24 protein-coding genes are annotated in these 21,985 nt (G+C 62.1%); 6 read left to right on the top strand and 18 right to left on the bottom strand.

The genetic code is table 11. The annotated features are described in order from the left end of the window. Positions 1–153: 153 nt before the first annotated feature. Together O3297_RS27615 and O3297_RS27610 are read right to left on the bottom strand one after the other, a co-directional pair. Positions 154–729 (bottom strand): TerD family protein, encoded by a 576-nt coding sequence (locus O3297_RS27615; protein WP_034784897.1) that lies wholly within the window; start codon positions 727–729, stop codon positions 154–156. 131 nt (positions 730–860) lie between these two features. Further along, on the bottom strand, positions 861–1,940 hold the full coding sequence (locus tag O3297_RS27610) for a DUF475 domain-containing protein (protein ID WP_092612920.1): 1,080 nt from the start codon (positions 1,938–1,940) through the stop codon (positions 861–863). Between the two features lie 115 nt (positions 1,941–2,055). On the opposite strand from O3297_RS27610, the gene nhaR reads away from it, so the two are divergent. Next, positions 2,056–2,952 carry a transcriptional activator NhaR gene (gene nhaR / locus O3297_RS27605; RefSeq protein ID WP_305051094.1) on the top strand — a complete coding sequence of 299 codons (897 nt, stop codon included), beginning with the start codon at positions 2,056–2,058 and terminating at the stop codon, positions 2,950–2,952. On the opposite strand, the gene O3297_RS27600 is transcribed toward nhaR, so the two are convergent. Next, the gene (locus tag O3297_RS27600; RefSeq protein WP_305051092.1) at positions 2,953–3,972 is read right to left on the bottom strand and encodes a serine hydrolase; all 1,020 of its coding nucleotides are present in this window, start codon (positions 3,970–3,972) and stop codon (positions 2,953–2,955) included. A gap of 181 nt (positions 3,973–4,153) precedes the next feature. Here O3297_RS27600 and O3297_RS27595 point away from each other — a divergent pair, with 181 nt between their 5' ends. After that, positions 4,154–5,488 (top strand): MFS transporter, encoded by a 1,335-nt coding sequence (locus tag O3297_RS27595; RefSeq protein ID WP_034784889.1) that lies wholly within the window; start codon positions 4,154–4,156, stop codon positions 5,486–5,488. A gap of 120 nt (positions 5,489–5,608) precedes the next feature. Next, entirely contained in the window at positions 5,609–6,949 is a 1,341-nt protein-coding gene (locus tag O3297_RS27590) for a hemolysin family protein (protein WP_034785374.1), read from the top strand. Here the strand turns inward: O3297_RS27590 and O3297_RS27585 are convergent, their stop codons facing one another. Genes O3297_RS27585 through O3297_RS27560 form a run of 6 tightly spaced genes read right to left on the bottom strand, consistent with a single transcriptional unit; the run spans position 6,950 to position 12,116 of the window. Then, the gene (locus tag O3297_RS27585; protein ID WP_034784887.1) at positions 6,950–8,026 is read right to left on the bottom strand and encodes an AI-2E family transporter; all 1,077 of its coding nucleotides are present in this window, start codon (positions 8,024–8,026) and stop codon (positions 6,950–6,952) included. A 43-nt stretch (positions 8,027–8,069) separates the two neighbouring features. Then, positions 8,070–8,663 (bottom strand): SCO family protein, encoded by a 594-nt coding sequence (locus tag O3297_RS27580; RefSeq protein ID WP_305051090.1) that lies wholly within the window; start codon positions 8,661–8,663, stop codon positions 8,070–8,072. Continuing rightward, complete coding sequence (gene cyoE, locus O3297_RS27575) at positions 8,660–9,559, bottom strand: heme o synthase (RefSeq protein WP_070258805.1); 900 nt, start codon at positions 9,557–9,559, stop codon at positions 8,660–8,662. The genes O3297_RS27580 and cyoE overlap by 4 nt, the downstream gene beginning before the upstream one ends. Beyond that, the gene (locus O3297_RS27570) at positions 9,560–10,729 is read right to left on the bottom strand and encodes a heme A synthase (protein WP_034785373.1); all 1,170 of its coding nucleotides are present in this window, start codon (positions 10,727–10,729) and stop codon (positions 9,560–9,562) included. 18 nt (positions 10,730–10,747) lie between these two features. Continuing rightward, positions 10,748–11,377 carry a cytochrome C oxidase subunit I gene (locus O3297_RS27565; protein ID WP_305051089.1) on the bottom strand — a complete coding sequence of 210 codons (630 nt, stop codon included), beginning with the start codon at positions 11,375–11,377 and terminating at the stop codon, positions 10,748–10,750. Beyond that, entirely contained in the window at positions 11,358–12,116 is a 759-nt protein-coding gene (locus tag O3297_RS27560) for an SURF1 family protein (protein ID WP_305051087.1), read from the bottom strand. Before O3297_RS27560 ends, O3297_RS27565 begins: the two co-directional genes overlap by 20 nt. Positions 12,117–12,152: 36 nt before the next feature. Between O3297_RS27560 and O3297_RS27555 the strand changes: the two genes are divergently transcribed. Further along, the gene (locus O3297_RS27555; RefSeq protein WP_034748996.1) at positions 12,153–12,353 is read left to right on the top strand and encodes a twin transmembrane helix small protein; all 201 of its coding nucleotides are present in this window, start codon (positions 12,153–12,155) and stop codon (positions 12,351–12,353) included. 119 nt (positions 12,354–12,472) lie between these two features. Here the strand turns inward: O3297_RS27555 and O3297_RS27550 are convergent, their stop codons facing one another. From O3297_RS27550 to O3297_RS27520, 7 genes are all read right to left on the bottom strand, one after another. After that, positions 12,473–13,333, bottom strand: coding sequence for a cytochrome c oxidase subunit 3 (locus O3297_RS27550; RefSeq protein WP_034784877.1), 861 nt, complete (start codon positions 13,331–13,333; stop codon positions 12,473–12,475). A gap of 40 nt (positions 13,334–13,373) precedes the next feature. Continuing rightward, on the bottom strand, positions 13,374–13,580 hold the full coding sequence (locus O3297_RS27545) for a DUF2970 domain-containing protein (RefSeq protein ID WP_034749002.1): 207 nt from the start codon (positions 13,578–13,580) through the stop codon (positions 13,374–13,376). A gap of 9 nt (positions 13,581–13,589) precedes the next feature. After that, positions 13,590–14,162, bottom strand: a complete 573-nt coding sequence (locus O3297_RS27540) for a cytochrome c oxidase assembly protein (RefSeq protein WP_034784875.1) — start codon at positions 14,160–14,162, stop codon at positions 13,590–13,592. Position 14,163: 1 nt separating this feature from the next. Next, the gene (locus O3297_RS27535; protein ID WP_211551746.1) at positions 14,164–14,268 is read right to left on the bottom strand and encodes a cytochrome oxidase small assembly protein; all 105 of its coding nucleotides are present in this window, start codon (positions 14,266–14,268) and stop codon (positions 14,164–14,166) included. 51 nt (positions 14,269–14,319) lie between these two features. Then, positions 14,320–15,924, bottom strand: coding sequence for a cytochrome c oxidase subunit I (gene ctaD, locus O3297_RS27530; protein ID WP_034784874.1), 1,605 nt, complete (start codon positions 15,922–15,924; stop codon positions 14,320–14,322). A 13-nt stretch (positions 15,925–15,937) separates the two neighbouring features. Next, positions 15,938–17,146 carry a cytochrome c oxidase subunit II gene (gene coxB / locus O3297_RS27525; RefSeq protein WP_034784872.1) on the bottom strand — a complete coding sequence of 403 codons (1,209 nt, stop codon included), beginning with the start codon at positions 17,144–17,146 and terminating at the stop codon, positions 15,938–15,940. Between the two features lie 464 nt (positions 17,147–17,610). Further along, a complete protein-coding gene (locus tag O3297_RS27520) occupies positions 17,611–18,507 on the bottom strand; it encodes a methyltransferase domain-containing protein (protein WP_052140371.1) in 897 nt (298 codons plus the stop codon). 84 nt (positions 18,508–18,591) lie between these two features. Here O3297_RS27520 and O3297_RS27515 point away from each other — a divergent pair, with 84 nt between their 5' ends. Together O3297_RS27515 and trmL are read left to right on the top strand one after the other, a co-directional pair. Beyond that, positions 18,592–19,341, top strand: a complete 750-nt coding sequence (locus O3297_RS27515; RefSeq protein WP_305051086.1) for a ComF family protein — start codon at positions 18,592–18,594, stop codon at positions 19,339–19,341. Between the two features lie 42 nt (positions 19,342–19,383). Next, positions 19,384–19,854: a tRNA (uridine(34)/cytosine(34)/5-carboxymethylaminomethyluridine(34)-2'-O)-methyltransferase TrmL gene (gene trmL, locus O3297_RS27510; RefSeq protein ID WP_034784868.1), complete on the top strand. Its 471-nt coding sequence runs from the start codon at positions 19,384–19,386 to the stop codon at positions 19,852–19,854. Positions 19,855–19,967: 113 nt separating this feature from the next. On the opposite strand, the gene O3297_RS27505 is transcribed toward trmL, so the two are convergent. Both O3297_RS27505 and O3297_RS27500 read right to left on the bottom strand, forming a co-directional pair. Then, complete coding sequence (locus O3297_RS27505; protein WP_092612900.1) at positions 19,968–20,717, bottom strand: hypothetical protein; 750 nt, start codon at positions 20,715–20,717, stop codon at positions 19,968–19,970. Positions 20,718–20,734: 17 nt separating this feature from the next. Beyond that, positions 20,735–21,802 carry a hypothetical protein gene (locus O3297_RS27500; protein WP_305051084.1) on the bottom strand — a complete coding sequence of 356 codons (1,068 nt, stop codon included), beginning with the start codon at positions 21,800–21,802 and terminating at the stop codon, positions 20,735–20,737. Between the last annotated feature and the right edge of the window lie 183 nt (positions 21,803–21,985).

Raw genomic sequence — 21,985 nt, 5'->3', positions numbered from 1 at the left:
CCCTTACTACAGAATAACGGTGCCGCACAAAACCGTAGCGAGCGGATGTGATTTGTGGCCGAGAAGCGCAACCGTACTTTAGTACGGGGGCGCCGAGCCGGTGAGCATCGCCGGCCGCAAAGCGCACCGCGCAGTAGGTTTGGTGTGGTTACCTTACACGCCGACGCCGAACGATGCTGCGAGTGGACCCAGACCGCCCTTGTAGCCCTGGCCGATGGCCTTGAATTTCCAATCGGCGCCATTACGGTAGATTTCACCGAAGACCATGGCCGTTTCCGCCGAACCGTCTTCCGACAGGTCGAAGCGGGCGATTTCCGTGTTGCCATTGGCATTCACGCAGCGTACATACGCCTTCGATACCATACCAAAGTTTTGCTTGCGCGCTTCGGCATCGTGAATCGTGACGCAGACGGCGATCTTGTCGATCTCGGCTGGCACCGTGGCCAGGTCGACGATGACGGTTTCATCATCGCCATCGCCGGCGCCGGTGGTGTTGTCGCCCGAGTGGGTGACGGAACCGTCGCTCGATTTCAGGTTGTTGTAGAAAATCATGTCGACGTCGGCGCGAACCTTGCCGTCGGCCTTCAACAGGAACACGGAACCGTCGATGTCGAACGCGGCGCCATCGGTGGCGCGGGCATCCCAGCCCAGGCCGATGATCATCTTCGAAATGCCAGGGGCTTCCTTGCTCAGGTTGACGTTGCCGCCTTTTTGCAGACTGATTGCCATGATGTATTTCTCCTATGTGGGTTGTATATGACCAAACACCTGGCGTCCTCCACCGGCCTGACTCCCCAGGCCGGCGGCGACGCTTGCTACAACTTGCCGACAAACCGGTGTAGTCGTTTGCCGCGCATTCTTTACACTGCTGCTGCCTTGGCCGGCTCCAGCGCTTCCGCCTGGCCTTCTTCGAGCGCCATCCTGCGCTTGTAGCGGATCGACGACCACAGCGAGGCGAGAATGAAGGCCACACCGATCAGACCCGTGAAGATCTCGGGAATGTGGAACTTCATGCTGACCAACATGATCACGGCCAGGATACCGATCGCATAGTGCGCGCCATGCTCCAGATAAACGAACTCGTCGAGCGTGCCCTTGCGGACCAGGAACACCGTCATCGAGCGCACGAACATCGCGCCAATCGCCAGGCCCAGCATGATGATCACGACATCCTTGGTGATGGCAAACGCGCCGATCACGCCGTCAAAGCTGAACGAAGCATCGAGCACTTCCAGGTACAGGAAGCCGCCAATACCGCCGCGCTTGACGATGTCGCCCACGTTGCCGTCACCGTTATCGCCTTCCAGCAAGCCGCTGACCACATCGACGCCCACGTAGGTCAAGATACCCCACAGGCCGGCCGTCAGCACCACCAGTTTCTGGCCTTCTTCGATCATCGACAGGCTGGCCATCAGGGTGCCCAGCGCGATCATCACGGAAATCGAGGAGATCTTGCCCAGCGCGCCCAGTTTTTCTTCAATACGGCCCAGCCAGTGCGTTTCTTTTTCCGAGTCCAGCAGGAAGTTCAGGAACACCAGCAGCAGGAAGATGCCGCCAAAGGCCGCCACTTCCGCATGGTGATTCGTCAGGTGCATCGAATACTGTTCAGGATTGCTCAGTGCCAGATTCCATACTTCCATCAAACCCAGGTCGGCCGCTTGCGCCACGATGACCAGCGGGAATACCAGACGCATGCCGAAGACGGCGATGATGATGCCGACGCCCAGAAACAGGCCCTGCCAGAACTTGTCCCAATTCTTCAGCACCGAAGCATTGACCACCGCGTTGTCGAACGACAGCGAGACTTCCATCACGCCCAGGATCACCGCGATACCGAGCGCCGCCAGCATCGTCTGCACGCCACCGTGCGTGTAACCCCACCAGGCGGAAATGCCCAGACAGATAAATGTCACTAGAAATGACACTCTGAAATGTTTCATCGATAGTTCCCCTTTATCCAAATTCAATGGAACGTAGTATAGGGACGTGTGACACATTTAAAAATAGAAGATAATAGAAGCATTACTTCGTAAAAACAGAAGATAGGACCACGCGATGAAAACCACGGGCTTCAATTACCGCCATTTGTACTTCTTTTGGGTGGTCGCCAAGGAAGGCGGCGTGACGCGCGCGGCCGAGCGGCTGGGACTGGCCGTGCAAACCATCAGCACGCAGCTGGCCTTGCTGGAAAAGGAACTGGGCAAGTCGCTGCTGCAGCCGCAGGGACGGCGCCTGGTGCCGACGGAAGCGGGCCGCCTGGCGCTCGGCTACGCGGACCAGATTTTCCTGCTGGGCGAACAGATGCAGGAAGCGCTGGCCGACACCGACGCGGAAAAGATGCGCCTGACGGTAGGCATTTCCGACTCGCTGCCGAAACTGATGGCGTATCGCATGCTCGATGCCACGCGCAGCCTGGACAAGCCCGTCAAGCTCGTGTGCCTGGAAGATGAATTCGAATCCCTGCTGGCCGACCTGGCCCTGCACAAGCTGGACTTGGTCTTGACGGATCGTGCCGTACCGGCCGGCGCCAGCCTGCGCGTGTCCAGCCACCTGTGGGGAGAGAGCGCCATGAAGCTGTTCGCCATCCCCGCGCTGGCCGAGCGCTACCGCGAAGACTTCCCGCACCGCCTGAGCGGCGCCCCCTTCCTGCTGCCGGCGCGCAATAACGCCCTGCGCGGGCGCATCGAAGAATGGATGGTGCAGCAGGGCGTGCGCCCCGATGTGGTCGGCGAATTCGAGGATAACGCCATGCTCAACGCGTTTGGCCGCAAGGGCCTGGGCCTGTTCTTCGCGTCCGCCAGCCTGGCCGCCGACATCGAGGAGCAATTTGGCGCCGTGCTGGTCGGCGACGCCTCGTCCCTGCGCGAGCAGTTTTACGTCATCTCGAACGAGCGCAAGATCATGCACCCGGCACTCGATGTCATTTTGGCAGCCGTGCCGAGCCGGCACTGATCAGTCGCCCAGATCGGCAGCGATGGCCGCCAGCCAGGCCGCCTGGTCCGGCTCGCAACTGTCCACATTCGCCAGCTGGATCACGGACAGGCCCGCCTCGGGCACGCGCAGCAGCAAGGCCCGGAAACCCCACAGTCCGCCATCGTGGTACACCACCGTGCGTCCGCCATGCTCAATTTGCTCCAGCCCGTAGCGGTAGGACCAGCTCAGGCCATCGGGGCCCGGCGTTTCCGCCAGTTGCGCGCGCACCAGGCTGGACGGATCGCGGTACTGGCGCTGCCAGTCGCGCTCCCACAGGGCCAGGTCGTGCAGCGAGGCATACACGCCGCCGTCACCGACCGTATTCGCATTGCCCAGGTGCTGGCGATAACCGCCCGCCTGCGCGGGATCAACGCTATAGCTGCGCACGCGCTGGGGCATGACAGCTTGCCGGTCGACATCGAAGGCCGTGGCGTGCATGCCCAGCGGCGCGAACAGGCGTTCGCGCGCCTGCGCCGCCAGCGGCTGGCCGGCGAGCGCTTCCACCAGCTTGGCCAGCAAGATGTAATTGCAATTGCTGTAGGCATGCGCGCTACCGGGCGGAAATGTCAGATCCTCCATCCGCGCGATCAGGCGCAGCAGCAGCGCATTGTCAAAATAATCGCTGTCGTGGCGGCCCAGCTGGCATGCCAGATAGTCGAAATAATCGGGAATGCCGCTGGTGTGATTCAACAATTGACGCACCGTGATGACGGCGCCGAACTGGCGCACTTCGGGCAGATGGGGCGCCACGTCGTCGTCGAGGCCGATGGCGCCCTGGCGCACCAGGTCGAGCACGCAGGCGGCCGTGAATTGCTTCGATTCCGACGCCAGGTAGTAGCGCGACTGCGCCGTCAGGGGCACGCCCAGTTCCAGACACGCCAGGCCATGATGCAGTTCCAATAAGGTCTCGCCGTCGCGCTGGATCAGCGCGCTGAAACCGGGACCGTGCGCCGGCAGGCTGGCTTGCAAGGCAAGAAAGTGGCTGAGCAGATTTTTCATGGCGCGATCTTAGCATGCAGGCAAGATTACTTTTGCGCCACATTCATTAGCTAATCCGATAAATCCATTCGAAAATAACGTTTGAATAATCAATCAAAAGCGATTGTAATAAAGCCTGAGACAAACACGCGCCCGTCCCTCGCCGGCAGGGCGCGATCACCATAAAAACAGGAGCGACACCATGTCCACGGCAGGCACGACGATCGATATTCCCGATCTCATCAATAACAACAAGATCGGCTCCTTCCAGATCGGCATGCTGATCCTGTGCGGGCTATGCGTCATCATGGATGGCTTCGACGTGCAGGCCATGGGCTATGTGGCGCCCGCCATCATTGCCGACTGGCATGTGAGCAAGGCCAACCTGGGCCCCGTGTTCGGCGCGGGTCTCCTGGGCATGCTGGTCGGCTCGCTCGTCTTCAGCATCACGGCCGACAAGTTCGGCCGCCGCCCCGTGCTGATCGGCTCGACCATCTTCTTTTCGCTGTGCATGCTGGTCACGCCGCTGGCCACCACCATCGAGCAATTGCAGCTGATCCGTTTCATCACGGGCCTGGGCCTGGGCGCCGTGATGCCGAACGCCATGGCGCTGGCCGGCGAATACAGCCCCCTGCGCAAGAAAGTCACCCTGATGATGCTGGTCTCGTGCGGCTTTACCCTGGGCGCCGTGCTGGGCGGTTTATTGTCCGCCGCGCTGATTCCCGCCTTCGGCTGGCAATCCGTGTTTTACGTGGGCGGCGTGGTGCCGCTCGCCATCGGCGTGCTGATGTTCTTCCTGCTGCCGGAATCGATGCAATTCCTGGTGCTCAAGAAACGCAAGCTGGATAAAGTCGCCAAGTGGCTGAAACGCATCGACCCGACGGTCACCATCACGGCCGACACGCAATACCTCGTGCACGAGAAAGAGCACAAGGGTGCGCCCGTGCTGCAATTGTTTACGGGCGGCCGCGCAAAGATGACGATCCTGCTGTGGGTCATCAATTTCATGAACTTGCTCAACTTGTATTTCCTGTCCAACTGGTTGCCGACGATTGCCAAGGAAGCGGGCTTGTCCACGGCCAACGCCGTGCTGGCCGGCACGGCCCTGCAAGTGGGCGGCACCATCGGCACCCTGGTCATGGGCCAGCTGATCGACCGCTCCAGCTTCCGCCGCATCCTGCTGCCATGCTTCCTCGTCGCCGCCGTGGCGATTGCCCTGATCGGCCGTCCGGACGTCTCGCTCGCTTTCCTGTTCATCACGATCTTCATCGCCGGTTTTTGCGTGGTGGGCGGCCAGCCGGCCGTCAATGCCCTGGCGGCCAGCTACTACCCGACCACCCTGCGTTCGACGGGCATCGGCTGGAGCCTGGGCATCGGGCGCATCGGCTCCATCATCGGCCCCGTGCTCGGTGGCGAGCTGATCCGCCTGAACTGGCCCAACAGCACGATTTTCCTCGTCGTCGCCATTCCCGCCATCGTCTCGGCCGTCATGGTGTTTGCCATGCGCGGCGGGCCGCAAACGGCGGCCAAAGGCTGAACAAGCGTGAAAAACCTGCCGCGCCCGCACGCCTGCACGGGCGGCGAGCGCGGCTAAATTAGGCTATGGCGCCCTTCGTCGTTTAAGATGTCGTTTTTACAGCCCATCTTCAGCGCCCCCATGCACAATGTCTTGCTAGTCCTGCTCGCCCTCTTCCTGGTCGCGCTGAACGGTTTTTTTGTTGCCGCCGAATTTGGCATCGTCACCTTGCGGCGCACACGCATCCGCGCCATCGCCAAGACACAGGGATTGCGAGGCCGCATCCTGGCCAAGGTGCATGGCCAGCTGGACGCCTACCTGTCCGCCTGCCAGCTGGGCATCACCCTCGCTTCTCTGGGCCTGGGCTGGGTCGGCGAACCGGCGTTTGCCGGCTTGCTCGAACCGCTGTTCGGCGCCATCGGCGTCACCTCGCAAGAGCTGATCCACGGCGTCTCGTTTGTCGTTGCCTTCAGCGTGATTTCCTTCCTGCATATCGTCGTGGGCGAACTGGCGCCCAAATCGATGGCCATCCGCAACCCGGAAGCCGTCGGCCTGTGGAGCGCGATTCCCCTGTACGGTTTTTACTGGGCCATGTATCCGGCCATCTACCTGCTCAACGCCAGCGCCAACTGGGTGCTGCGCATGGCGGGCCTGTCCGGCAAGGGCGGCCACGACGCCCATTATTCGTCCGAAGAGCTGAAACTGATCCTGCGCACCAGCCAGCCGGGCGAGAAATTCACGCGCGACGAGCGCAACATCCTGGCGCAATCGCTTGATTTCGAACAGATGACGGTGTCGGACCTGATGCGCCCGATCAATGAAGTGATCGCCCTGCACGCTTCAAACACCCTGGAAGAAAACCTCGACACGGTGCTGCGCAACCGCTTCAGCCGCTACCCGTATTTCGACATGAATGAAGACGACGTGCTGGGCGTGGTGCACTTGAAAGACCTGTTCTTCGCGCAGCAGGCGGGCAAACCAATCACCTCGCTCACGCCGTTTCTGCGTCCCGTCGACATCATTTCCGCGCGCACGCCGGCGCTGGAACTGTTCCGCCGCTTCCGCGACGGCGCGCCCCACTTCGCCCTGATCGGCGAAAAGGGCAAGCGCCCGCTGGGTTTCATCACCCTGGATAACTTGCTCGGCGCCATGGTCGGCGAAATCCGCGATGAATTCCGCCGCAATGAAAACGACTGGCTCAAGCAAAGCGACGGTACCCTGATCGGCAAGGCCAGCCTGCCCATCTTCTCGCTCGAACGCATCCTCGGCATCGATATCGAAAACGAGGAACTGGGGCTGGACGACGTGGAATCGGTGGGCGGCTTGATCATGGTCAAGCTGGGCGACATTCCGAAGCAGGGCCAGCGCATCACCTTTGTCGACTTCGACATCGTCGTCAAGAAGATGAACGGACCCCGCATCGTGCTGATCAAGGTGATCCCGAAGCAGGAACGGGACCTCGACGCGGACTTGCGCGACTGATTACTTCTTGCTCGTCAGGGTATCTTTTCCCTGCGGCACGGTGGTCTCGCCCACCGTCCACGTTTGCAGCAAGCTGTACAGTACCGCCAGCAGGGTCGGCCCGATGAAAATGCCGACGAAGCCGAAGGCCAGCACGCCGCCCAGCACGCCGAGCAGCACCAGCAGGAACGGCAGGCTGCTGCCGCGGCTGATCAGCATGGGCTTGACCACATTGTCCACGCCGCTGATCAGCAAACCGCCCCACACCAGCATGAAGATGCCCCAGCCCGTCTGGCCGTCATTGAACAGCCAGATGGCGGCGCCGCCCCAGATCAAGGGCGGGCCCACGGGAATCAGCGAAAAGATGAAGGTGGCCACGCCCAGCAGCGCCACGGCCGGCACGCCGGCGATCAGGAAACCCACCACGGCCACCAGGGCTTGCGCCAGCGCCGTGCCCAGCAAGCCGTACATGACGCCGCGCACGGTGCGGCTGATGGTCAGGCCCACGCCCGGCGCGCTGTCGCCGATGATGCGGCCGGCGCCCGTCATCAGGGCACGGCTCAGCTGCTGGCCATCGCGGTAGAGGAAGAAGCTGACGAACACGGCCAGGCTGGTCTGCGCCAGGCCCGTGCCCAGCAGGATGCCGCCGGAAGCGAGGAAATGGCGCGCCGGTTCCAGCATCGTCTTGCCCAAGTTCAGTAATTCCTCGCGGTCGGCGAGCAGGCGCTCCACGTAGCCAGCGATGGTTTCACCCACCACCGGAATGCTGGCCAGCCAGGCCGGCGGATGCAGGCCGCCCGACTCCAGCGCCGTGCGCAACTGTTCATAGATGCGCGACACATTGTCGGCCAGGTTGTAGGTGACGAGGGCCAGCGGCAGCACGATGACCAGGATCAAGGACAGGGTCATGATGGCGGCCGCCCAGTTGCGCCGGCCTTTCAGGCGCTCCAGCAGCAGCAGATACAGGGGCCAGCTGGAAATGCCCACGCAGGCGGCAAACAGCATGGCCGCGAGGAAGGGCCGCAAGACGAAAAAGCAGCCGATCAACAGGAAGATGATGGCTGCCAGGCGGGCGTGCGGCTCGAAACGTTTATCCATGTACTGCGTATCCTGAAGATGGCGCCCGGGGGGCGCGATCAGGTCAGGATAGCAGAAGTTTAAGATCGTGCGCGATGGCGGCAGGCTTTTCGCCGTGGCGCACGAACAGGCGGATCTTGCCTTCTCGGTCGAAGACATAGGTGCCGGCCGTGTGGTCGACCGTGTAGCTCTCGTCCGTCTCGCCCTCGACCTTGGCGTAATACACCTTGAATTCCTTGGCTACCTTGGCCGTCGCGGCTGCATCGCCATGCAGTCCCACGAAGCGCTTGTCGAAGGCCGGCACGTATTCGGCCAGCAAGGCTTGCGTGTCGCGCTCGGGGTCGACGGTGACGAACAGCACTTGCACCTGGTCCGCCTGTGGGCCCATTTCCTGCATCACCTGCGCCATGTCGGCCATGGTGGTGGGACATACGTCCGGGCATTGCGTGTAGCCGAAGAACATCAGCACCAGCTTGCCCTTGTAGTCGGCCAGGGTGCGCGGGTGGCCCGTGTGGTCCGTCAGCGCGAACTCGCGCGCATAGCCGAGGCCCGTCACGTCCGTGTTCTTGAAGGCCAGCTTCGGCGCGGCAGGCTTGCCGCAGCCGGCCAGGACGGCGACCAGCGCGGCCGCCAGCAACAGAGTCAGGTATTTTTTCATGTGCCGAGAGGAATGTAGTGGTCGACCAGCAAAGCCGCGAACAGCAAGGCCAGGTAGATGATGGAAAACGTAAAGGCCTTGCGCGCGATCAAGTCCGTGTAGTGGCGGTACATCTTCCACGCGTAGTACAGGAAGCCGGCGTTCAGCACCACGGCCGAAGCCAGGTAGATCAGGCCGCTCATGCGCACGGCATACGGCAGCAAGGTGGTGGCGGCCAGCGCGATCGAGTACAGCCAGACGTGGAATTGCGTAAACTTCAAGCCGTGCGTGACGGGCAGCATGGGCAAGCCCGAGCGCGCGTAATCGTCGCGGCGGTACATGGCCAGGGCCCAGAAATGCGGCGGCGTCCAGACAAAGATGATCAGGACCAGCAGCCACGCCTGCATCGGCACGTCGTTGGCGACGGCGGCCCAGCCCAGCGCGGGCGGCATGGCGCCGGACAGGCCGCCGATGACGATGTTTTGCGGCGTGGCCGGTTTCAGCACCATCGTATAGATCAGGGCGTAGCCGACAAAGGTGACAAAGGTCAGCCACATGGTCAGCGGATTGACGAGGTGATACAGGATCGCCATGCCCAGGCCGCCGATCACCAGCGCGAATACCACCGTCTGTTTCACCGTGATGTCGCCCATGGCCATCGGGCGGCGCGCCGTGCGGGCCATGCGCGCGTCGATTTCGCGCTCGGCCAGGCAGTTGACGGCAAACGCGGCGCCGGCCAGCAGCCAGATGCCGATGGTGCCGAACACCACCGCATGCCAGTCAGGCAACTCCTCGCTGGCCAGGAACATGCCGATGACGGCGCAAAATACGGCCAGTTGCGTCACGCGGGGCTTGGTCAGCGCCCAATACTGGGCGATGCGGGGGGATGGTTTACGGCTGATGGTCTGAGTAGTCATTTATGCGATACGGGAAGGACTGGCTGGTGCCGAGGGCACTGGCGCGGCGGCGGAAGCAGATTTCCGCGCTACATCGAGTTGGAATTTAGCCTTGTAGTTTAACATGGTCAGCAATAACACGAGCAGCGCCGCCCCGCCGTTATGCATGACGGCAATCGACAATGGCCAGCTCAGGTAGATGGTCGCCAGGCCCGTGGCCGCCTGCAGTGCCAGCACCAGCGCCACCCAGCGGGCCGTGCCGCGCAAGGACGGCAGCTTCCACGCGCGAAACACCGTGTAGCCGATGCCAGCGAGCACGATGAAGGCGAAATTGCGGTGCACCCAGTGGATGGCCGTCAGCGCGGAAAACGGCAAATAATGGCCGGCGGCCGTCTTGCCCAGTTCGCGCCACAGATGAAAACCATGCTCGAAATCCATTTCCGGAATCACCTTGCCGCCGCACAGGGGGAAATCCGTGCAGGCCAGCGTGGCGTAGTTGGTGCTCACCCAGCCGCCCAGCGCGATCTGCACGGTCAACAGCACCAGCGAGAAGATCGCCAGCGCGCGCACGGGGCGCAGCACGGCAGCGTCCGCATCGGCGCGCTTGATTGGCGCCACGGCATGGTCCTGACGTCCGCCCAGCCACGTCAGCATGGCCAGCAAGCCCATGCCCAACAGCAAGTGGATGGTGACGATCACCGGCTGCAGCTTCAGGGTGACGGTCCAGGCGCCGAACGCGCCCTGCAGGCAGACGAACAAAAACAGCGCCGTCGGCAGCGCGGGAGCGAATTCCTCGCGTTTGCTTTTCTTCCACTGGCGCCACGCCTGCACCATCATCGCCACGATCAAGACGCCGATGGCCATGGCCAGGTAGCGGTGCGTCATTTCAATCCAGGCCTTCACCACCGTGACGGGCCCCGTCGGCATCAGGGTTTCCGCCGCCACGATGTGCTCATGCGCGAGGAAAGGATTGGCCGAGCCATAGCAGCCTGGCCAGTCCGGGCAGCCCAGGCCGGAATCGGACAGGCGCGTAAAGCCGCCAAACATGATCAGGTCGACCGTCAGGAAGACGGCGATCCACACGAGCTTGCGGTATTTATTGGCGTCCGCGGACACCCAGACCATGGTCAGCGGCAGCAGCGCCACCAGCAGACCCGTCAAGCCCAGCTGGGCCAGCGCGGAGAGATGCATCGTCGGCATGCAGACTCCTCAACCGATCGCCGAAGCTTTGAGCAGCTTGGCGATGTCTTTCTTGATCTTGTTCGGGTCCGCGTCTTTCGGGAAGCGCATCATCAGATTGCCCAGCGGATCGATCAAATAAAAATGGTCGCTGGTCTTGCCGCCCGGCTCCACGGGCAGCCACGCTTTCAAGGCGTCGTTATTGACGCGCAGCATGCTGGTGCCGTCGAATTCGCGCATCACCAGGGTGTCGAGCGGCTGGGCATCCGTCACCAGCCAGACCCGTTCCAGGCGTTCGCGTTCCTTGCCCTGCATGAGGCGCAGTTGTTGCATGTCAAACAATTGCTTCTTGCATGCTTCCTGGCAATCGGATGGCCCCGTTTGCAGCAGCACCCACTTGCCCTTGAATTGCGCCAACGGTGCCGCCTTGCCGTCCAGTTCCGTCACCTGCAATTGCGCTTCCGGTATCGGGTGCAAGCGCGGGTCGATCAGGGCGCCGTAATTGTTGCGGCCCGTGGGCTTGATGATGTAATACGTGAAATACGAGGCGATGATGGGAAACGCGCACACGGCCACGACGGCCAGCAATTTCCACCGTCCCGTATTTTGTGCCTGTTTATTGCTGCTGTCTTGCGTTGTGTCAGGGCTGTTTGTTTGCACGTCGAAATCCTGTAAAGACAAAAAATAGAAAGGCCATCAGTGCCAGTGCATACCACTGGAATGCATAGCCGCGGTGCTTGTCGGCGCCCAGGTCGGGCGCCGGCCAGTCGCGCACGGGAAGCTGGCCTGATGCTGGCGCCATCGCTGAAGGATCCACTGAATCAGCCGTTTGTTCGAGAATAAATGGCTGCAAGGCCAGGCCGCTCGCCTGGGCCAGCTGGGCGATATCGGCATTTTGCACGATGGCGTGCGGCGCCAGGGCCGGTGCCGTGCCCAGTTCCATCACATGGCCCGCGTTCAGCCGCGCGATGCCGGAAATCGTCACCGTGCCGGCCGGCGTGGCGTAATCGGGAATGCGCGTGCGCTCGGCATTGTTGCGCGGCAACCAGCCCTGCGCCACCAGCACGTGCATGGCAGAACCGTCGATCTGGAATGGCTTGAGCACGTGAAAACCGGCCTGGCCCTTGTAGGGGCGGTTGTCCAGGTACACGGTCCAGGCGGGCACGAAATGGCCGGTGACGGTGATCCGGCGATATTCGATCGCTTGCGCATCGGCCGGCAGCATGGGCGCGGCCGTCAATGCCAGCGGTGCGGCCAGATTGCCCGCCTCGAGCCGGGCGGCGCGGGCGACTTTCTCGTCGCCACGGCGCTGCTGCCATTGCGCCAAAGAGCACCCCAGGGCCACCAGTAGCAGCATTACAACAAATGGAATCCATCTAAAATGGAAGCGGATACGCATTACAATGAAACCTCCTCAAGCCAGGCGCTACCATCCATGAAAATCCTCGTTGCCATTGCCTTCATCCTGATTCTGGGCAGCCTGGGCTCGGCCCTGTTCTTCCTCATGCGCGACAAGGGCAAGAGCAACCGCACCGTGCAAGCGCTGGCCCTGCGCGTGGGCTTGTCGATCACCCTGTTTTTGCTGATCCTGCTGGCGCACAAGCTCGGCTATATCCAGCCGACGGGCATACACTAAGCTTCTTGCCTGATTGGCAAATTCTTCAGACTAAGAAAAAAGCCGTACCCAGGATGTCCCGGTACGGCTTTTTTTATGGTGCCGGCGCGCCCTTCAACAACGCGCGCCCTGCCCCGCCATTATAACCAATACACGACCACGTACAGGCCCAGCCAGACGACGTCGACAAAGTGCCAGTACCAGGCGGCACCTTCGAAGCCGAAGTGGTGCTCGGGCGTAAAGTGGCCTTTCAGCACGCGGTACAGGATGACGGACAGCATGATGGCGCCCAGGGTCACGTGGAAGCCGTGGAAACCCGTCAGCATGAAGAAGGTGGCGCCGTAGATGCCCGACGTCAATTTCAAGTTCAGTTCGCTGTAAGCGTGGATGTATTCATACACCTGGAAGCCCATGAAGATGGCGCCCAGCAAGATCGTGGCGAACAGGAACAGGGCCGTCATGCCGCGGTGGCCGGCGCGCAGCGCATGGTGCGAAATGGTCAGGGTCACGCCCGACAGCAGCAGCAAGGCGGTGTTGATGGTCGGAATCCAGAACGGCGTCATGGTGGTGAATTCCTGCACCGTGCCAGCCGGGCCCGTATTGCCCCAGTGGGCGGCGAAATCGGGCCAGATCACCTTGTGGTCAAGGTCGGCCAGCCACGGCATGGAGATGCTGCGCGCGTAGAACAGGGCGCCGAAGAAGGCGGCGAAGAACATGACTTCCGAAAAGATGAACCAGCTCATGCTCCAGCGGAAGGAGTGGTCTATGCGCTCGCTGTACAGGCCCTGTTCCGATTCGCTGATGGCGTCGCCGAACCAGAAATACAGCACCAGCAGGATGCCGGCCAGGCCCAGGTAATTCAGGTACGGGCCCCAGGAAACGTCGTTGACCCAGGCCGAGGCGCCGATCATGGTCAGCAGCAGGCTGGCGCCGCCCAGCATGGGCCAGCGCGACGGGCCGGGCACGAAATAATAAGGTACGGCGGCGTGGTTGGAACTCATCATCATCTCCTCAAAAACTTATAGGGTGGTTTTTTATAATTTATAAAACGACGAATTTGACAATCGAAATCAATATGCCGATCAGGCAAGCCACCACCAGGAAACCGGCGATGACGATGTGCACGGGGTTGAGCTTGGCCGAATCCGTGTCGAAATCGCTCTTGCGGCGCAGTCCCGTGAATGACCACACGACGGCCCGCAGCGAATACAGGAACGACGCTTTTTCAGGCTGCTTGGATTCGCCCATGCCACTCTCCTATTGGACGGCCGGCGTCTGAGCCTGGCTCAGACCGGCTATCTCGAAAAACGTGTACGACAGGGTGATGGTTTTCACCTCTTTCGGCAGGGCCGGATCGAGGAAGAACACCACCGGCATCTGCCGCGCTTCCTTCGGTTTCAAGGTCTGCTGCTTGAAACAGAAGCACTCGACCTTCTTGAAATGCGGCGTGGCGCTCTGCGGCGCGTAGCTGGGGATGGCTTGCGCGTTGACGACGCGGTTTTGCGTGTTGACCACTTCATACATGACGGTCACCAGTTCGCCCGGATGCACCTGCATGCTCGACACGGTCGGGCGGAAGCGCCATGGCCCCTGTGCATTGCCGTCGAACTCGACGGTGATGCTGCGCGTCGTGTCGACCTGCGTATTGTTGTCATAGGCCACCGTGCCATCTTTTTGCGTCAGCACGTTGATGCCCATCACTTCGCAAATCTGCTTGTAGACGGGAATCAGGGCATAGCCAAAGCCGAACATCAGCACGGCAATGACGAGCAGCTTGCCCAGCATCTTGCGGTTCAGGCCGCGTGTTTCCTGTTGGTCGGGCGTCGTCACGTCAGAGCCACATGCGCTTGACGAATACGGACAGGAAGAAGAAGGCCGCCAGAGCCCCCAGTATCAGCCCGGTACGCAGGTTGTTCGGTTTTTTACGTTCGGTCATGACAGGCACTTTATTCAAGACGGGCCGCGGAACACGCCGGCCCGGGATACCTTATTTCACTGTCGGCGGCGTTTCAAACGTGTGGAAAGGCGCCGGGCTCGGCACGGTCCATTCCAGGCCTTCCGCGCCTTCCCATGGTTTCGCTGGCGCAGCCTTGCCGCCGCGGATGGTCGGCAAGACCACGAAGAACAGGAAGTACACCTGCATCAGGCCAAAACCGAAGCCGCCGATCGAGGCGATCATGTTGAAGTCGGTGAACTGCGCCGGATAGTCGGCGTAGCGGCGCGGCATGCCGGCCAGGCCCAGGAAGTGCATCGGGAAGAAGGTCACGTTGAACGTGATCAGGGACAGCCAGAAGTGGATCTTGCCGCGCGTCTCGTTGTACATGTGGCCCGTCCATTTCGGCGACCAGTAGTAGAAGCCGGCGAACAGGGCAAACAGCGAACCGGCCACCAGCACGTAGTGGAAATGCGCCACCACATAATAGGTATCCTGCAGCTGGATGTCGATCGGCGTGACGGCCAGGATCAGGCCCGTGAAGCCGCCCATGGTAAACACGAAGATGAAGCCGACCGAGAACAGCATCGGCGTTTCGAACGTCATGGAACCTTTCCACATCGTGGCGATCCAGTTGAACACTTTCACGCCCGTCGGCACGGCGATCAGCATGGTCGCGTACATGAAGAACAGCTGGCTGGTCACCGGCATGCCGGTGGTAAACATGTGGTGCGCCCAGACGATGAAGGACAGGATCGCGATGGAAGCGGTAGCGTAGACCATCGACGCGTAGCCGAACAGGGGCTTGCGGGCAAACGCCGGCAGGATCTGCGAGACGATGCCGAAGGCCGGCAGAATCATGATGTAGACCTCGGGATGGCCGAAGAACCAGAAGATGTGCTGGTACATGACGGGGTCGCCGCCGCCTGCCGCGTTAAAGAAGGAGGTGCCGAAATGGCGGTCCGTCAGGGTCATGGTGATGGCGCCGGCCAGCACGGGCATGACGGCGATCAACAGATAGGCGGTAATCAGCCAGGTCCAGCAGAACATCGGCATTTTCATCAGGGTCATGCCCGGTGCGCGCATGTTCAGGATGGTGACGATGATGTTGATCGAACCCATGATGGACGAGGCGCCCATCAGGTGCATGGCAAAAATGGCCATGTCCATGCCGGGGCCCATCTGCGTCGACAGCGGCGCATACAGGGTCCAGCCGGCAGCCGTGGCGCCGCCCGGCACGAGGAAGGACGTGGCCAGCAGGATGGCGGCCGGTGGCAGCAGCCAGAACGAGAAGTTGTTCATGCGGGCAAAGGCCATGTCGGACGCGCCCACTTGCAGCGGGATCATCCAGTTGGCGTAGCCGACGAAGGCTGGCATGATGGCGCCAAACACCATCACCAGGCCGTGCATGGTGGTCAGTTGATTGAAAAATTCCGGGTGAAAGAATTGCAAGCCTGGGTGAAACAGTTCCGTCCTGATCATCAGGGCCAGCACGCCGCCCGACAGCAGCATGATGAACGAGAACCACAGGTACAAAGTACCGATATCCTTGTGGTTGGTGGCAAACAGCCAGCGACGGTAGCCAGTGGGATGATCGTGGGCATGGTCGTGATCGTGACCGGCGTGGTCCAAGGTGCTAGTGCTCGTGCTAGTACTCATATGCGACTCCTAATTACTTGCGTGCAGCCACGATTTCGGCTGGTTGAACGATGTTCTCTTCGGCCTTGTTCGACCAGGTATTGCGCGTGTAAGTGATCACTGCGGCAATTTCCGTGTCGGACAGCTGTTTCCAGGCTGGCATTTCCGCCGGATACTTGCCGCTCTTTTGCCCGTTCAGCAAGACATGGATCTGTTCCGCTTTCGGACCGTTCACCACGGCCGAGCCGTCCAGCGGCGCGAATGCACCTGGCACGCCCTTGCCTGTCGCCTGGTGGCAGACCACGCAGTTGGCCGCATACACTTTCTCGCCCTTGACCTTCAATTCGTCGATGGTCCACACCTTGCTTGGATCATCAGCCAATGCCGCCATTTCCTTTTGTTTTACATCAACCCAGGCCTTGTAGTCGTCGGCGGAGACCACCTTGACGACGATGGGCATGAACGCGTGTTCCTTGCCGCACAGCTCGGCGCAATTGCCGCGGAAGGTGCCGATATGGTCGGCCTTGAACCAGGTGTCGCGCACGAAGCCGGGAATCGCATCCTGCTTGACGCCGAAGGCGGGCACGGACCAGGCGTGGATGACGTCGTTGGCCGTCAGCACCACGCGGATCTTCTTGTTGACCGGCACGACAACTTCGTTATCGACCTCGATCAGGTAGTTTTCGCCCCGCTTTTCCGTCGGCGGCACGCCTGGCGCGCCTACTTGCGAGCGCGGCGTGGCCAGGTTGGAGAGGAAGGAAATGCCTTCGCCCTCGCCTTTCAGGTAGTCATAGCCCCATTTCCACTGCATCCCGGTGGCCTTGATGGTGATGTCGGCGTTCGAAGTGTCCTTCATGCCGACGACGGTGCGCGTGGCAGGCAGGGCCATGCCGATGACGATCAGGAAAGGCACGACGGTCCAGGCGATCTCGACGGTGGTGCTTTCGTGGAAAGTGGCCGGCTTGTGGCCCAGGGACTTGCGGTGCTTGAAGATGGAATAAAACATGACGCCGAACACGGCCACGAAGATCACCAGGCAGATGATCATCATCAGGGTGTGCAAATCGTAGATTTCATGGGCGATCTGTGTCGCCGGCGGTTGCAGATTCATTTCGAACGGCACGGGACCGCCGGTGCCGGGATAGGTGCCGGCAGCCGGTGCCGCCGTGGCCCATCGCCCGATGCCAAACGCTGTCAAAGACAGCCCGAGCAGCAACGATTGAAGTCGCTTTGCATGTGTCATGTTTTCCCCAACCACCCAAAAATAATGATATTTTAAACGGCTGCGGACTTCTCCGTACTGGACCGCTGCCGCTCCTCCATGAAAGCAACACGGCCAGAATACGGCCATGTGCGTCAAGCACCAGCGAATTCCATGCTGGCTGCCGCAGCAAAAACGGCGGCGCACAACCATGCTGGAACCCTGTTTTTCTTCCCCACACTGAAATGGCCTTGTGTGGAAGATGGTTACTATACTAATGCAGTAACTTCGAATTAGTCTTGCTTTGTTTTTTTTATTTTGTATGCAGCCCTTGTTTTTTCTACTTAGCAAGCTGACAAACAATCAACGATTATAATCAAGTAAACTTGAATCCATCAAGCAATAATCGGCTTTGTGCGCGCCCTTCTCCTGGCCGCCGCGCGCTTTGCAACGCTTGCTGCTGCATCCATGCGCGAATGCGACCAAGTGTCGGTTTCTTTAGCCTTTTATTTGGGCTTTCTCGGCAAATCAAAGCGGATGATCGCCTCGCCATTGCGCGTCACGCGCGGCGCGGGACGGAAGGCGTGGCCATAGATCACCTCGAAACTCAGGCCCAGCTTGCCGTCGGGACGGCGCATCTTTTCCAGCGCGGCCAGCATGCGCTGCCAGGCCGCCTTGCCCATCAGGCCGCGCCGGCGCGTGGTCAGCGGATTGCCGCCGAAGGCGCGCACGTCCGCCAGCAGTTTTTCCGCCGTATCGTAGGTGACGGTGATGATTTCCATATCCAGCACGGGCGTGGAAAAACCCGTCTCGACCAGCATGTCGCCAAAGTCGTGCATGTCGACAAAGGGCAAGGCGTGCGGATATAAATCGGCCTCGGCAAAGGCGTCGCGCACTTCGCGGAAGGTGTCGGGACCGAAACAGGAAAACATCAGCAAGCCATCGAGGCGCAGCGCGCGCCGCCATTCGGCAAACACGCGGTCGGGCTGGGCATGCCAGTGCAGCGCCAGGTTCGACCACACGAGGTCGATGCTGCCCTGCGCCAGCGGCAGGTCGCCGAGGTCGCCGCACAGCAGATCCACGCCCGCCTTGGCCGGCAGCAGTTTGCTGAGGAACTGGTTCAGGCTGGCCAGTTTCGACGCGGGCGCGCGCGCCGCCTGCATCATCGCTTGCGCTGCATCGAGACCGATAATCTGCGCGGCGGGATAATCCTTTTGCAGCTGCGCCAGGTCCGCACCGGGGCCGCAGCCGGCGTCAAGCACACGGTGCGGCGTGATTTTCACCAACTCCAGGCGCTCGTGCATGCGTGCCGACACTTCGCGGCGCAGAAAGTCCGACGGCGCGATGCGCGCCGGACGGGAAAAGAAATCGCGTACTTGCACCGCATCGATGGGCGCACTCATTTTGGGCGGACTGGTGGGAACTGGCATGTTGAATCGGGTGAGGTGAGATAATGTCGGCAGTGTACATGGAACGACGCCATCGCGATGCGGACCGCCACCCAGCACCGCCTTGATGCCGCGTGGCAGGCGCTGCGCCTGTGGCTGGGCGCCACGGTGCTGCCGGCCCAGTGCGCGCTGTGCGGCATGGGCTGCCCGGACGTGCTGTGTTCGCCCTGCCGCGCCCAATATCTGACGCAAGGACGTCCCCGCTGCCGCCAGTGCGCCAATCCGCTCGACGATGTGGCAACGCTGTGCGGACGCTGCTTGCGCCTGCGGCCCGCGTATGACGCCACCGTCACGGCGTTTGATTATGCGGCGCCCGTCGACCAGTTGCTGCTGCAGCTGAAATTCGGCGCGCGCCTGGCGCTGGCGCCCCTGTTGGCAGAATTGCTGCATGTTGCCATTCAGCAACAACCAGATTGGGAGGCGCCGCAGTTGCTGTGCCCGGTACCGCTGGGCCCGGCCCGGCTGGCCGAACGGGGCTTTAACCAGGCGCTGGAAATTGCCCGCCCGCTGGCGCGCCTGCTGCACGTGCATTTACAGCCCCGCCTGGCGCTGCGGGTGCGCGAAACCCGGGCGCAAAGCGGCGTGGCGCCGCAGGAACGGCAAGCCAACCTGGCGCACGCGTTCGCCATCGCGCCGGAACACGCGCCATTATTGCAAGGATGCCATGTCGGCATCGTCGACGACGTGATGAGCAGCGGCCACACCGTCAACGCGCTGGCCGCCGCCTGCAAGAGCGAAGGCGCGGCCAGGGTCAGCATACTGGTGGTGGCGCGCACGCCGCCGCATTGAATTCGCTATATATTAGATACAGACAGACCCAAGGAGAGCATTTTGTTTCACGTTGTTTTGGTAGAACCTGAAATCCCGCCCAATACGGGCAACGTCATCCGCCTGTGCGCCAACACGGGCGCGCAGCTGCACTTGGTCGAACCGCTGGGTTTTCCGCTCGACGATGCCAAGATGAAGCGCGCCGGCCTCGATTACCACGATTACGCCAAGATGAAGGTGCACAAGAACTGGGCAGCATTCCTGGCCGACACCCAGCCCGACCCGGCCCGCATGTTCGCCATGACGACGCGCGGCTCGCGCCCGTTCGGCGACGTGGCCTTCCTGCCGGGCGACGTGTTCGTGTTCGGCTCGGAAACAAAAGGCCTGGATCCGGCCCTGCGCGACGGCTTTCCGGCCGAACAACGCATCCGCCTGCCGATGCGCCCGGACAACCGCAGCTTGAATCTGTCGAATACGGTGGCCGTCGTCGTCTACGAAGCCTGGCGCCAGCATGGCTACCAGGGCGGTGCGTAGGTCGGATCAGGCCCAAGGGGCCGTAATCCGACAACATTGTTGGCGTTAGTGGCGTTGTCGGACTACGCGGGGCTTTACCCCGCTAATCCGACCTACGCGTTTGCATACGGCAATCAGCGCAGCGCCAGCTGCGCGTCAACGCCCGTATCCACGTCCAGCATCACCAGCTGCGTGCGCAGGTCGCGCGTGGCGGCCAGCTTGCCGTTCACGTACAGATTCGTCTTGACGCCATACACGCCCTGCGACACGCCGGCCGGCAAGGTCAGCTCGAACGAGTTTTCAAAGCGCCCGCCCGACTTGTTGTTGCTGGCCAGGGCTTTCGAGCCGGACTTGAATGGCTGGCCTTGCGGGTCGAGCACCACCAGCTCTTCGCGCACGTCGTTGACGCTTTGCGCGCTGCCGTTGACCAGCTCCACCACCGAATTAACCTTGAACGGCTGGCCGCGCTTGACGGTCGATGCGCTCAGCTGCGGCGTGTACGACACCACCTGCGGTTCGCGCGGCAGCGCGCCGCGTGTGCGGATGTAGTCGCGGTCCGCCTGCGCCGCCGTCTTGGTCTGGCGCGAATTGACATTGATGGCCAGGCAACCGGCCGCCGCCAGGCCGCCGCCGATGGCCGCGCCCTTCAGCGCGCTATTCTTGCCGCCCGCCAGCGCACCCAGCAGCGCACCCACGGCCGCGCCGGCAGCCGCCGTCGCGCCCATGCTGCACGGGTCCTCATCCGTGGCCGCCTGGCTTCCACCCTGCGGATAGGAACTGTCCTGGCGCACGCCGTTCGGGTTCATCGGCGCCGTGGCGCAGCCGGCCAGCATGGCCGCAATGGTCAGCGCAGCGGCTGCGCGCAAGGTGGTGTGGTTCAGCATGGTGATTCCCCAGATAGCTAATTGATCGTTGTTTCCGTCTGCAGCACTTGCCGTTCGCGCTCGCGGATGCGGCGCGACAGATTGTCGATGCGCGCATTGCCCGGATCGACGCGGCGCGCGCTTTCCAGATACGTCTTGGCCGCATCGAACTTCCCTTCCAGCAAAGAACGCTCGGCATCGCGCAAGAACGATTGCGCCATCTCGTTGCGCATGGCTGCGCCGCTATCGACGGGCGACGTTTCCGGCGGACGGCGTTCGGCCACCGCTGAACGTTCGACCGCGCGCGCGGGCGCAGGTTCCTGCGCTGCTGGCATCGGCGCTGGCACCGGGACTGAAACGGGCGCCGGGGCAGGCTCCGCGGCCGCCGACAGCGCCTGCACGTCGGCCTTCAACTGCGGCAATTCCAGCACTTCGCGGTCGATCGCTTCCAGCCTGGCGATGCCATTCCTTGCCGCCGTCGCATCCTTGCCGTCCAGCGCCTGGCGCACTCCCACCAGCACGGACGCGGCTGCCGCCTGCTGGCGCGCCAGCTGTTTGCGCAGGGAATCCACGCTGGCAGCGCCCGCGCAATCGGCGTCGAGCGCGGCAATGCCCTTGGCTGCGCTTTGCAATTGACGGCCATCAATGTTGCGCTCGATGCCGCGCACGCCCCGCTGGCAACTGCCCGATGCGGCGCCCGCCTTGCCGATGGCCGCCTGCAAGTCGTCCGCCTTGGCGCTGGACTTGCCCGTACACACACTCTTCGCCGTCGCCAGCTTTTGGCGGGCGCCGTCCAGGCTGCCATTCGCCACCAGTTGCAAGCCACTGTCGATGGCGTCATTGCAGGCCGACTCATTCTTTCCGCCCGGCTTGCCATTCATGTAGACGATGACGGCTGCCAGCACGGCAATACCGCCCAGCCAGCGCAGCCACTTGCGTGGCGGTGGCGGTGCTTCGGTTGATGCAGGTGGAGCTGCCGGCACGGGCTTCGGCACGGCTTTCGGCTGGGCCGGCTTCGGCGGCGCTGGCGGCGGCACGGCAGCCGGCGCGGACACCGGCACCGGCGGCGGTTTCGGCGTCGGCACAGGCGCCACAGGCACGGGCACGGGCGGCGGCTTGGGCACTACCGGCGGGGGCGCTGGTACCGGCGCTGGCCCAGGCAGCGGCGGCGGCACGGCCGCAGTTGCCCGGACAGCGCCAGCCACCGCGTGACCACAGTACGGGCAATGGCTGACAACGGTCCACAGGCCCGTCTTGCATTTGTTGCAGATATCCAAAACTAATCCTTC

The sequence above is a fragment of the Janthinobacterium sp. SUN128 genome, from assembly GCF_030587275.1.
Taxonomy (GTDB): Bacteria; Pseudomonadota; Gammaproteobacteria; order Burkholderiales; family Burkholderiaceae_D; genus Janthinobacterium; species Janthinobacterium lividum.
Note: the sequence above shows the minus strand (reverse complement) of the source record. Positions and strands in the feature narration are given on the sequence as shown.

Bases quoted from the DNA above. Each gene is read 5' to 3' on its own strand.
- O3297_RS27580 (WP_305051090.1), bottom strand. From the start codon at position 8,663: ATGAAAAAATACCTGACTCTGTTGCTGGCGGCCGCGCTGGTCGCCGTC.
- O3297_RS27550 (WP_034784877.1), bottom strand. From the start codon at position 13,333: ATGAGTTCCAACCACGCCGCCGTACCTTATTATTTCGTGCCCGGCCCG.
- ctaD (WP_034784874.1), bottom strand. From the start codon at position 15,924: ATGAGTACTAGCACGAGCACTAGCACCTTGGACCACGCCGGTCACGAT.
- O3297_RS27585 (WP_034784887.1), bottom strand. From the start codon at position 8,026: ATGGATAAACGTTTCGAGCCGCACGCCCGCCTGGCAGCCATCATCTTC.
- O3297_RS27570 (WP_034785373.1), bottom strand. From the start codon at position 10,729: ATGCATCTCTCCGCGCTGGCCCAGCTGGGCTTGACGGGTCTGCTGGTG.
- O3297_RS27615 (WP_034784897.1), bottom strand. From the start codon at position 729: ATGGCAATCAGTCTGCAAAAAGGCGGCAACGTCAACCTGAGCAAGGAA.
- O3297_RS27535 (WP_211551746.1), bottom strand. From the start codon at position 14,268: ATGACCGAACGTAAAAAACCGAACAACCTGCGTACCGGGCTGATACTG.
- coxB (WP_034784872.1), bottom strand. From the start codon at position 17,146: ATGACACATGCAAAGCGACTTCAATCGTTGCTGCTCGGGCTGTCTTTG.
- O3297_RS27515 (WP_305051086.1), top strand. From the start codon at position 18,592: ATGCGGACCGCCACCCAGCACCGCCTTGATGCCGCGTGGCAGGCGCTG.
- O3297_RS27560 (WP_305051087.1), bottom strand. From the start codon at position 12,116: ATGCGTATCCGCTTCCATTTTAGATGGATTCCATTTGTTGTAATGCTG.
- O3297_RS27520 (WP_052140371.1), bottom strand. From the start codon at position 18,507: ATGAGTGCGCCCATCGATGCGGTGCAAGTACGCGATTTCTTTTCCCGT.
- nhaR (WP_305051094.1), top strand. From the start codon at position 2,056: ATGAAAACCACGGGCTTCAATTACCGCCATTTGTACTTCTTTTGGGTG.
- cyoE (WP_070258805.1), bottom strand. From the start codon at position 9,559: ATGACTACTCAGACCATCAGCCGTAAACCATCCCCCCGCATCGCCCAG.
- O3297_RS27545 (WP_034749002.1), bottom strand. From the start codon at position 13,580: ATGGGCGAATCCAAGCAGCCTGAAAAAGCGTCGTTCCTGTATTCGCTG.
- O3297_RS27600 (WP_305051092.1), bottom strand. From the start codon at position 3,972: ATGAAAAATCTGCTCAGCCACTTTCTTGCCTTGCAAGCCAGCCTGCCG.
- O3297_RS27610 (WP_092612920.1), bottom strand. From the start codon at position 1,940: ATGAAACATTTCAGAGTGTCATTTCTAGTGACATTTATCTGTCTGGGC.
- O3297_RS27590 (WP_034785374.1), top strand. From the start codon at position 5,609: ATGCACAATGTCTTGCTAGTCCTGCTCGCCCTCTTCCTGGTCGCGCTG.
- O3297_RS27505 (WP_092612900.1), bottom strand. From the start codon at position 20,717: ATGCTGAACCACACCACCTTGCGCGCAGCCGCTGCGCTGACCATTGCG.
- O3297_RS27595 (WP_034784889.1), top strand. From the start codon at position 4,154: ATGTCCACGGCAGGCACGACGATCGATATTCCCGATCTCATCAATAAC.
- O3297_RS27555 (WP_034748996.1), top strand. From the start codon at position 12,153: ATGAAAATCCTCGTTGCCATTGCCTTCATCCTGATTCTGGGCAGCCTG.